This is a genomic window from Streptomyces apricus, assembly GCF_008369065.1.
GTDB lineage: Bacteria > Actinomycetota > Actinomycetes > Streptomycetales > Streptomycetaceae > Streptomyces > Streptomyces apricus.
On record NZ_VDFC01000040.1, the window covers coordinates 23,501 to 34,561 of the forward strand.

The following is an 11,061-nucleotide window of genomic DNA, read 5'->3' on the forward strand; positions in this document are numbered from 1 at the left end:
TTCCTCCTGCGATCCCGGCCGGCTGTTCCTGCCCACCATCATGGACCCCGTCCACGGCTACCAGGTCACCAACGTCGAAGCCTCCATGAGCAACCCCTCGTCGCTGCTCCACTGGACCCGGCGCATGATCGAGATCCGCAAACAGAACCCCGCCTTCGGCCTGGGCTCCTACACCGAACTACCCTCCTCCAACCCCGCCGTCATCGCCTTTTTGCGCGAATACAAAGACGACCTCGTGCTGTGCGTGCACAACTTCTCCCGCTTCGCCCAGCCCACCGAACTGGACCTGCAGACCTTCGCCGGACGCCACCCCGTCGAACTCATCGGCGGCGTCCGCTTCCCCGCCATCGGCGAACTGCCCTACCTCCTCACCCTCGCCGGCCACGGCTTCTACTGGTTCCGCCTCCGCAAGGACACGGTCCAGGCCCTGTGATCGACGTCCCGCCACAACGGGCGGCGGGGCGGTTTCCTCCGCCCCGCCCTGGGCACGCAGTAGTAACACCCCGACTCCGGGTAAAGGACGCGACGACATGTCCGAAGCCGTCACCCATTCAGTGCCCACCACCTCGACGGACCCCGGTCTCCTTGCGTCCCTCGACCCACTGCTCCGCGAGTGGCTCCCACGACAGCGGTGGTTCGCGGGCAAGGGCCGCCCCGTCACCGGGTTCACCCTGGTCTCGGCCACGGAGATCCTGCCGCTGAGCTCGTCCCTGGGCCTGCTCCACCTGCTGGTACAGACGCATCAGCCGCTCGTGCCGACGCAGGGAGCCCCCTCGCACCCCGGCGACTGCTACCAGCTGCTGCTCGGGGTGCGCGGGACGCTGCCCCCGAGGCTGGCGCCCGCGCTGATCGGCCGTCCGGCGCGGGGTCCGCTGGCCGGGCGCGCCGTGTACGAGGCGCTGCACGACCCGCGGCCCGCCGATGTCCTGCTGGAGGCCCTGCGGGGCCGGGCGCGCATCGGCGAGCTGCGCTTCGAGCGCGACCGGAAGCAGGAGATCCGGGACGACCTGGTGCCCCGCCTGGTGACGGCCGAGCAGTCGAATTCCTCCCTCGTCTATGGAGATACGTTCATCCTGAAGCTCCTGCGCCGGATCGTGCCGGGGATCAACCCCGACCTGGAGCTGCCGCTGGCGCTGGCCCGCGAGGGCTGCCCGCGGGTGCCGGCGCCGACCGGCTGGATGCTGGCGGACCTGGCCGACCACCCCGGCGACCCGTACGTCCTGGGGGTCCTGCAACCCTTCCTCCAGGGCGCCTCGGACGGCTGGGACCTCGCGCTGCGCGAACTCGCCAAGGGCGAGGACTTCGCCGACGRGGCCCGGGCGCTCGGCCGCGCCACCGCCGAGGTGCACACGGCGCTGGCCCGGGCGCTGCCCGCGGTGACCCTGGGGCACCGGCAGCTGGAACTGCTCACCGACGCCATGACCGAGCGGCTGGAGGCAGCCGTGCAGGCGGTGCCCGCGCTGCGGCCGTACGCGCCCGGTCTGCGCTCCGCCTTCGACGCGCTCGCCGAACTGGCGGGCGAGGGCGAGACGTGGACGGCCCAGCGGATACACGGGGACCTGCACCTCGGGCAGTGCCTGCGCTCGTCGGCCGGGGACTGGTCGCTGATCGACTTCGAGGGCGAGCCCGCCAAGTCGCTCACCGAGCGGCGCCTGCCCCAGCCGACCGCGCGGGACGTGGCCGGCATGCTGCGCTCCTTCGACTACGCCGCGCACTCGCTCCCGCGTGCCCCGGGGACCGACCGGGCGCAGGGGCTGCCCCCGTCCGCCGTGCCCGGCTGGGCCGACGCGTGCCGGGCCGCGTACTGCTCCGGGTACGCCGAGGTGAGCGGCCGCGATCCCCGGACGGACCCGGTGCTGCTGCGCGCGTACGAGACCGACAAGGCGATCTACGAGGTCGTGTACGAGGCACGGCACCGGCCGGACTGGCTGCCGGTGCCGATGGCGGCGATCGCCCGCCTGGCCTTCCCCGACGCCGAGCGGCCCTGACCCGCCGGCACCCCGCCGAACCCGACGCACCGCCTGATCCGATCCATCTAGGAGGCTCCGCCCGTGACGCCCGGCAAGAAGCCGAAGAGCTCGAAGGCCAAGGCGAAGGCCAAGGCCGTGGACAAGGCCGCCGACAAGGCCGCCGACAAGGCGAAGGCCAAGCAGGCGGCGCAGGAGGTACGGACCGAGGCCACGGAACCGGAGCCCGCGCCCGCGCCGGACACGGTGGTGGCGCAGGCCGCCGACCCGGAACCGGAGCCCGTGCAGGAGCCGGTGCAGCCCGTTCCGTCCGTCCCGTCCGTCCAGGACGTGCGGTCGCAGGCCGTACTGGACCGCACCGACCGGGAGCGGCTGCTCGGGGGCGCGCACCACGACCCGCACTCCGTGCTCGGGGCCCACCCCGTGGACGGCGGTGTGGTCTTCCGGGTGCTGCGCCCGTACGCGCTCTCCGTGACCGTCGTCACCGAGGACCTGCGGGCCGAGCTGCAGGACGACGGGGACGGGTTCTTCTCCGCCGTGCTGCCGCTGCGGGAGGTGCCGCCCTACCGGCTCTCGGTCGAGTACGAGGGAGTGGTGCAGGACACCGAGGACGCGTACCGGTTCCTGCCGACGCTCGGCGACCTCGACCTGCACCTGTTCGGGGAGGGCCGGCACGAGCAGCTGTGGACGGTCCTCGGCGCGGAGCCGATGGAGCACCAGGGCGTGGCGGGCACCCGCTTCTCGGTCTGGGCGCCGAACGCCCGCGGGGTCCGGGTCTCCGGCACCTTCAACTTCTGGGACGCGACCGCGTTCCCGATGCGCTCGCTGGGCTCCTCCGGGGTGTGGGAGCTGTTCGCGCCGGGGGTCGGCGAGGGCGAGCTGTACAAGTTCGAGATCACCAAGCCGGACGGGACGAAGACGCTGCGGGCCGACCCGATGGCCCGGCGCACGGAGGTCCCGCCCGCCACCTCCTCGGTGATCCACTCCTCGCGGCACGAATGGCAGGACGAGGAGTGGATGGCGCGCCGGGCCGAACGCCCCGCGCACCAGGCCCCGTTCTCCGTCTACGAGCTGCACCTGGCGTCCTGGCGCCCGGGGCTGACGTACCGTCAGCTGGCCGAGCAGCTGCCCGCCTACATCGCCGACCTCGGGTTCACGCACGTGGAGCTGATGCCGGTCGCCGAGCACCCCTTCGGCGGCTCCTGGGGCTACCAGGTCACCGGCTTCTACGCCCCCACCGCCCGCCTCGGCACCCCCGACGACTTCAAGTACCTCGTCGACGCCCTGCACCGGGCGGGCATCGGCGTGATCATGGACTGGGTGCCCGCGCACTTCCCGCGCGACGAGTGGGCGCTGGCCGAGTTCGACGGCCGCCCGCTGTACGAGCACGAGGACCCGCTGCGGGCCGCGCACCCCGACTGGGGCACCCTGGAGTTCGACTACGGCCGGCGCGAGGTGCGCAACTTCCTGGTCGCCAACGCGGTGTACTGGTGCGAGGAGTTCCACATCGACGGGCTGCGGGTCGACGCCGTCGCCTCCATGCTCTACCTCGACTACTCGCGCGAGGCCGGGCAGTGGACCCCGAACGTGCACGGCGGGCGGGAGAACCTGGACGCGGTCGCCTTCCTCCAGGAGATGAACGCCACCGTCTACCGGCGCGAGCCCGGCGTCGTCACGATCGCCGAGGAGTCCACCGCGTGGGACGGCGTCACCCGGGCGACCCACCACATCGGCCCCGGCGGCTTCGGCGGCCTCGGCTTCGGCCTGAAGTGGAACATGGGCTGGATGCACGACTCGCTGGACTACGTCGCGCACGAGCCGGTGCACCGCAAGTACCACCACCACGAGATGACGTTCTCGATGGTGTACGCGTACAGCGAGAACTACGTGCTGCCCATCTCGCACGACGAGGTGGTGCACGGCAAGCGGTCGCTGGTGTCGAAGATGCCCGGTGACTGGTGGCAGCAGCGGGCCACCCAGCGGGCCTACCTGGGCTTCATGTGGGCCCACCCCGGCAAGCAGCTCCTGTTCATGGGGCAGGAGTTCGCGCAGGGCGCCGAGTGGTCGGAGGCGCACGGGCCCGACTGGTGGCTCCTCGACCCGGCGTACGGGGCGGCGGCGGACCACCGGGGTGTGCGGGACCTCATCCGGGACCTCAACACCGTGTACCGCGACGAGCCGGCGCTCTGGGAGCTGGACACCGACCCGGCCGGGTTCGGATGGGTCGCCGGGGACGCCGCCGAGGACAACGTCTTCGCCTTCCTGCGGTACGCCTCCGACGGGTCGGCGCTGCTGGCCGTGTCCAACTTCTCGCCGGTGGTGCGGCAGGAGTACCGGCTCGGGGTGCCGGACGACGTGACGGCGTGGCACGAGGTGCTGAACACGGATGCGGGGCGGTACGGCGGGGGTGACGTCTCCAACGTCGATCCCGTCAAGCCGGACGATCTGCCGTGGCACGGGCGGCCGTCCAGCATCCGCCTGACGCTGCCGCCCCTGTCGACGGTGTGGCTGCGCCCGGCGTGACCCTGGGGGCTGCGCCCCCAGACCCCCCTGTCGCGCTGCGCGCTCCTGCGCAGTTCCCCGCGCCCCTAGAAACCTAGGGGCGCGGGAACTGCGCAATCGCTCAGGCCAAGGCGGCCGCCAGCGCCCCCGGCAAGGGGGCCGCATGCACGATGCCCAGTGACTGCGTGGCCCGGGTCAGGGCCACATACAGATCGGCCGTGCCGAAACGCGCCGGCTCGACCACCACCACCGCGTCGAACTCAAGGCCCTTCGCCTGCCGGGGATCCAGCAGCACCACCGACCGCGTCAGGTCCGGCTCCTCCCCCGCCACCACCCCGCCCAGCCGGGCGGCCAGCGCCCCGTGCAGGTCGCGCGGCGCGACCACCGCCAGCCGCCCCTCGACCGGGGCGAGTTCGGCGACGGCCTTCTCCACCGCACCGGGCAGGTCGGCGTCCTGGCGCACGACCGGCCGCACCCCCGTGGACCGCACCGAGCTCGGCGGCTCGAAGTCCGGCCGCTCGGCCCGCGGGACGGCCGCCGCCACCTCCATGATCTCGGACGGCGTGCGGTAGTTGACCGCGAGCCGGGTGTGCTCCCAGCGGTCCCCGACGTAGGGGTGCAGGATGTCGGACCACGAGCCGACGCCCCCCGCCTCGGACGTCTGGGCCGGGTCGCCGACCAGCGTCATCGACCGCGTGGGGCTGCGGCGCATCAGCAGCCGCCAGGCCATCGGCGACAGCTCCTGCGCCTCGTCGACGATGATGTGCCCGAACGCCCAGGTCCGGTCGGCCGCGGCCCGCTCGGCGGCGCTGCGGTGGTCGTCCTCCTCATGGCGCTCGGCCATCCGCTCGGCGTCGATGATGTCGTGCGCCGACAGGACCTCCGCGTCCTCCGCGTCCAGGTCCTCGAACTCGTACGTCCTGGACGCGTACGACACGTCGAGGACGCCCTGCGCGTACGCGACCTGCCGGTCCCGTTCCTGCTCGGCGGCGGCGCGGGTCAGCCGGTCGTCCCGGCCGAGGAGTTCGGCGGCCTCGTCCAGGAGGGGGACGTCGGCGGTCGTCCAGGCGCGGGTCACCGGGCGGCGGACGGCCGCCGCGTCCTCGGCGGTAAGGTACGCGTCGGGCTCGGCGAGGAAGTCCGCGACGAGGCGCCGCGGGGTGACGCGCGGCCACAACCGGTCGATGGCGGCCCACACCTCGGGGTTCTCGGCGAGGTCGTCGCGGAGCTGGGTGATGTCGCTCGGGTCGAGCAGGTTCGTCCCGTCGAAGGGGTCCGTGCCGATCCGCTCGGCGAGCATGTCCGTGAGGGTGTTGAGGATGTGGCCCTCGAAGTGCTCGCGGGCCACGTTGTGCGGCAGCCGCAGGTCGCGGGTGCGGTCACGGGCGACGCGCACGAGGCCCTCGTCGAGCATCAGTACGTCCCGGTCGTGCTCGACGGCGATCACCGGATCGGGCAGCGCCTGGCGGTCGCGCACGACGGCGGCGAGGACGTCGGCCATGTCGGCGCGGCCCTTCACGGCGGCGGCCCGCGGGGTGTCGGAGGCGGTCGCCCGCACCCCGGGGTAGAGCTCGCCGACGGTCGCGAGCAGGACGCCCGTCTCGCCGAGCGAGGGCAGCACCTCGCCGATGTAGCCGAGGAAGGCGGGGTTCGGGCCGACGATCAGGACGGCCCGCTTGGCGAGCAGTTCCCGGTGCTCGTAGAGGAGGTAGGCGGCCCGGTGCAGGGCCACCGCCGTCTTGCCGGTGCCAGGGCCGCCCTCCACCACCAGGACGCCGCGGTGCGGGGCGCGGATGATGCGGTCCTGCTCGGCCTGGATGGTCTGCACGATGTCGCTCATGCGGCCGGTACGGGCCGAGTTGAGCGCGGAGAGCAGCACGGCGTCCCCGGTGGGGTCCTCGTGCCCGGTGCGCAGCCGGTCCCCCAGGTCGAGGATCTCGTCGTGCAGCGCGGTCACGGCGCGGCCCTCGGTGGTGATGTGCCGCCGGCGGCGCAGGCCCATGGGGGTGTGGCCGGTGGCGAGGTAGAACGGGCGGGCGACCGGGGCGCGCCAGTCGAGGAGGATCGGGGTGCGCTCGGGGTCGTCGGCGCGGATGCCGATGCGGCCGATGTGGTGGGTGCGGCGGGAGGGGTCCGCGAGGTCGATCCGGCCGAAGCAGAGGGAGCCGTCCACCGCGTTCAGCGCGGCGAGCAGACCGGAGCGTTCGGCGACCAGGACGTCCCGTTCGAGGCGGGCCTGCATCGGGGTGCTGCCCTGGGCGAGGGCGTCCGCGACGGAGGCCTCGGTGCCGCCGCGCAGGGCGTCCACGCGCGCGTAGAGGCCGTCGACGAATTCCTGCTCACGGCGCAATTCATCGTCCGGAAATCCCTGGGACGAGTTCTTCTCTGTCTCTGTTTTCGAGGCCTTGTTTGACAATTCCGCTCCCACCCGGGTATGCTGTGCGCAGTGAACTTCTCCGTGACTTGATTTATGCAAGTCGCGAACCATTCAATATACGCGAAGAAATCCCCCGTGAGCCAATGGCTCCGGGGGATTTCCTCGTTCCGGGGTCCTCGGACGACAGTGCCCCTCAGACGACGTCGGCCAGTTCCTCCAGCAGCCGCCGCTTGGGCCGGGCGCCCACCATCGACTTCACCGGCTGCCCGGCGCGGAACACCATCAGGGTGGGCATCGACAGCACCCCGTACGCGTTCGTCGTCTCCGGATTCGTGTCCACGTCCAGCTGCACCACCTTGAGTCGGCCGGCCTGCTCGGCGGCGACGGCGCTCAGCACCGGCGCGATCTGCCGGCACGGCGGGCACCAGTCCGCGGTGAACTCCACCAGGACGGGCAGCTGCGCCCCGATCACCTCCGCCGCGAAGTCCGCGTCCGTCACCTCGGCCACTCCCGCCGCCTTGATCACTGTGTCCGCCCTCCCAGTTCGCACACGGGTTCCGGACCGCCCGGAACCGCCGCCTCGGCCGCCAGGCCGTCCCTCGCCCGCTCGGCCCGCGCCAGCTGTCCGCCGACCTGCTCGCGGACGGACCGGAGCTCCTCGATCAGGGCGTCCAGCTCGCCCAGCTTGCGCCGGTAGACGGCGAGCGAGGCCGGGCAGGCGTCGCCCTGCGGGTGGCCCGCCCGCAGGCACTCCACGAAGGGCCGCGTCTCCTCCAGGTCGAACCCGAAGTCCTGCAGCGTCCTGATCTGCCGCAGCAGCTTCAGGTCGTCCTCGTCGTACGTCCGGTACCCGTTGCTCCCGCGCCGCGCGGGCAGCAGCCCGCGCGACTCGTAGTACCGGAGCGTCCGCGTGGTGGTCCCGGCCCGTGCGGCCAGCTCGCCGATGCGCATGCGGTGACGCTATGCCTTGACGCGGACGTCAAGGCAAGCGGTTCGGAAATCCGGCGGGGGCACAGTGCGGGCCGGTGGGGGCCGACCGCGCAGTTCCCCGCGCCCCTGAACACCCAGGGGCGCGGGGAACTGCGCGACAAGCCCCCACCGGCCCGCGGCCGTACGCACACGGAAAGGGCCGGACACCTGAGCAAGGGGGGAAGCGCTCAGGTGCCCGGCCCCGGGCAGAAAGACTCAGGCCTTGGCCAGCTCCTTGTCGCCCGGCTGGTCCGGCAGGTCCGCGGCGCCGGAACCGTCACCCTCGGCGAAGCCGCCGGCACGACCCCCGTGGCCGTCGTCCAGCAGCGTCGTCTCGTCGAACGGAATCCGCCCCGCGAGCACCTCGTCCACCCGCGGCCGGTCGATCTCCTTGGTCCAGGTGCCGATCAGTACCGTCGCCACCGCGTTGCCCGCGAAGTTCGTCAGGGCGCGCGCCTCGCTCATGAAGCGGTCGATGCCGACGATCAGGCCGATGCCGTCCACCAGCGCCGGCTTGTGGGACTGGAGCCCGCCCGCCAGGGTGGCGAGGCCGGCCCCGGTGACCCCCGCCGCGCCCTTGGAGGCGACCAGCAGGAACAGCAGCAGCGGGATCTGCTCGCCGATCGCCATCGGCGTGCCCATGGCGTCGGCGATGAACAGCGAGGCCATGGTCATGTAGATCATGGTGCCGTCGAGGTTGAAGGAGTAGCCGGTCGGGACGGTGATGCCGACGACCGGCTTGCTGACGCCCAGGTGCTCCATCTTCGCGATGAGCCGCGGCAGCGCGGACTCGGAGGAGGAGGTGGAGAGGATCAGCAGGAACTCCCGGCCCAGGTACTTGAGCAGCGAGAAGATGTTCAGCCCCGAGACGACCTTCAGCATCACGCCGAGGACGATGAAGACGAAGAGGAAACAGGTGACGTAGAACCCGAGCATCAGGACGGCGAGGCTCTTGAGGGCGTCCACGCCCGCCGAGCCGGTGACCGCCGCGATCGCGCCGAACGCGCCGATCGGCGCCGCCCACATGATCATGGCGAGGATGCGGAAGACGAGCCGCTGGATGTGCTCGATGCCGCGCAGGATCGGCGCGCCGGACGGGCCCATGGCCTGCAGCGCGAACCCGGTGAGCAGCGCGATGAGCAGCGTCTGCAGGACCTCGCCGCCGGTGAACGCGGAGACGATGGTCGTCGGGATGATGCCGAGCAGGAACTCCTCGGTGTTCTTCGCCTCGGTGACCTGTCCCTGGCCGGCGTCCTTGATGGCGTCGGTCACCTGCAGGCCCGTCCCGGGCTCCAGGATGTTGCCGACGACCAGGCCGATGGCGAGCGCGACGAACGACATGACCACGAAGTAGCCGAGCGCGATGCCGCCCACCGCGCCGACCTTGGCGGCCTTGCGGACCGAGCCGATGCCCAGGACGATCGTGCAGAAGATGATCGGCGAGATCATCATCTTGATCAGGTTGACGAAGCCGGTACCGATCGGCTTCAGCTCGACGGCGAAGTCGGGGGCGATCAGACCCACGGCGATACCGGCGGCCACGGCGATGATCACCGCGATGTAGAGATAGTGCGTGCGGTCCCGCTTGGCTGCGGGAGCGGCAGGTGCCGTATCGGGTGTGCTGGTCACGGCTGCCCTCCTTGACGACGTCGTCGGCATCATCCGGCGTGCGGCTCACGTCCGGGGGTTGTCGGTGACTATCTCCCAGCGTGTGAGGGCGGTCACCCTTCCGTTCATTTCGTTCACACATTTCAAGCCGTGCAGACTGTCCCCATGCGTCTGCCCCGCGTTCCCCGTCCCCGCAGCCTGGCGGGCCAGCTCTTCGCCATGCAGGCCGTGCTGGTCGCGGTCGTGGTGGCGGGCTGCGCGCTCTTCACGTACGTCAGCGACCGCAGCCAGGCGGAGGACGCGGCGGGCCGCCAGGCGCTGGGGGTGGCCCGCTCGGTCGCGGACTCCCCTTCCGTGCGGGAGGCGATCCGCACCGCGGACCCGACGAGGACGCTCCAGCCGTACGCGGTCGCGGTGCAGCGCGGTGCGCAGGTCGACTTCGTCACGATCATGGACCCGGAGGGCATCCGCTGGACGCACCCCAACGAGGAGCTGATCGGCAAGCACTTCCTGGGGCACACGGACCGGGCGCTGCTGGGCGAGTCCTTCACCGAGACGTACACCGGGACCCTGGGCGAGTCCGTGCGGGCGGTCACGCCGATCCGCGACGGCGGCCGGATCGTCGGGCTGGTCAGCGCGGGCATCAAGGTCGACGAGATAAGCGCGCGGGTCGAGGAGCAGGTCAGGGCCCTGATCGGGGTCGCCGCGGCGGCGCTGGCGCTGGGCGCCGTCGGCACGTACGTCATCAACGCGCGGCTGCGCCGCTCCACCCACGGGATGAACGCGGCGGAGCTGAGCCGGATGCACGACTACCACGAGGCGGCGCTGCACGCGGTGCGCGAGGGACTGCTGATGCTGGACGGGCGGTACCGGGTGGCGCTGATCAACGACGGCGGGCGCGAGCTGCTCGGTGTGGGCGGTGACGTGGTGGGCCGCTCGGTGGCCGAAATCGATCTGCCGGCCCCGCTGACGGGGGCGCTGCTGTCCGGGGAGCCGCGGGTGGACGAGGTGTACCTGACGGCGTCGCGGGTGCTGGTGGTGAACACCTCGCCGGTGTCGGGCGGTGAGCGCCGGGGCACGGTGGTGACCCTGCGCGACGTCACCGAGCTGCAGTCGCTGATGGGCGAGCTGGACTCGGAGCGCGGGTTCACCACGGCGCTGCGCTCGCAGGCCCACGAGGCCGCGAACCGGCTCCACACGGTCGTCTCGCTGATCGAGCTGGGGCGGGCCGAGGAGGCCGTCGACTTCGCCACGGCCGAGCTGGAGCTGGCCCAGGCGCTGACCGACCAGGTCGTCGCGGCGGTCAGCGAGCCGGTCCTCGCGGCCCTGCTGCTGGGCAAGACGGCCCAGGCGAACGAGCGCGGCGTGGAGCTGGTGGTGTCCGAGGACAGCAGCATCGACGACGGTCTGCTGCCGGAGTCGCTCACCGCCCGGGACCTGGTGACGGTCCTGGGCAACCTCATCGACAACGCGGTGGACGCGGCGCAGGGCTCGGTGGGCGCCCGGGTCACCGTCACCGCGCGCGCGGACGCGGCGGGCCTGGTCCTGCGGGTCAGCGACACCGGGGCGGGGGTGGACCCGGCGCACGCGGAAGAGGTCTTCCAGCGCGGCTGGTCGACGAAGCCGGCGGGGCCGGGC

General features: G+C 72.2%; 8 protein-coding genes. 4 read left to right on the plus strand and 4 right to left on the minus strand.

The annotated features are described in order from the left end of the window. The 3 genes from FGF04_RS13015 to glgB form a co-directional block, all read left to right on the plus strand. The coding region (locus FGF04_RS13015) for an alpha-glucosidase C-terminal domain-containing protein (RefSeq protein ID WP_188114073.1) at positions 1-433 on the plus strand (433 nt) is incomplete at its 5' end. 97 nt (positions 434-530) lie between these two features. Next, a complete protein-coding gene (locus FGF04_RS13020; RefSeq protein ID WP_149511470.1) occupies positions 531-1,988 on the plus strand; it encodes a maltokinase N-terminal cap-like domain-containing protein in 1,458 nt (485 codons plus the stop codon). A gap of 63 nt (positions 1,989-2,051) precedes the next feature. Further along, on the plus strand, positions 2,052-4,490 hold the full coding sequence (gene glgB, locus FGF04_RS13025; protein WP_149511471.1) for a 1,4-alpha-glucan branching enzyme: 2,439 nt from the start codon (positions 2,052-2,054) through the stop codon (positions 4,488-4,490). Positions 4,491-4,590: 100 nt separating this feature from the next. Here the strand turns inward: glgB and FGF04_RS13030 are convergent, their stop codons facing one another. From FGF04_RS13030 to FGF04_RS13045, 4 genes are all read right to left on the minus strand, one after another. Beyond that, positions 4,591-6,819, minus strand: a complete 2,229-nt coding sequence (locus FGF04_RS13030) for a HelD family protein (RefSeq protein ID WP_235882319.1) — start codon at positions 6,817-6,819, stop codon at positions 4,591-4,593. Positions 6,820-7,039: 220 nt separating this feature from the next. Continuing rightward, a complete protein-coding gene (gene trxA / locus FGF04_RS13035) occupies positions 7,040-7,372 on the minus strand; it encodes a thioredoxin (RefSeq protein WP_149511473.1) in 333 nt (110 codons plus the stop codon). Continuing rightward, positions 7,369-7,797 carry a MerR family transcriptional regulator gene (locus tag FGF04_RS13040; protein ID WP_149511474.1) on the minus strand — a complete coding sequence of 143 codons (429 nt, stop codon included), beginning with the start codon at positions 7,795-7,797 and terminating at the stop codon, positions 7,369-7,371. The genes trxA and FGF04_RS13040 overlap by 4 nt, the downstream gene beginning before the upstream one ends. 234 nt (positions 7,798-8,031) lie before the next feature. Beyond that, positions 8,032-9,444, minus strand: coding sequence for a cation:dicarboxylate symporter family transporter (locus tag FGF04_RS13045; RefSeq protein ID WP_149511475.1), 1,413 nt, complete (start codon positions 9,442-9,444; stop codon positions 8,032-8,034). Positions 9,445-9,588: 144 nt separating this feature from the next. On the opposite strand from FGF04_RS13045, the gene FGF04_RS13050 reads away from it, so the two are divergent. Continuing rightward, positions 9,589-11,061 (plus strand): ATP-binding protein (locus tag FGF04_RS13050; RefSeq protein WP_149512245.1); only part of this gene is annotated, 1,473 nt, incomplete at its 3' end.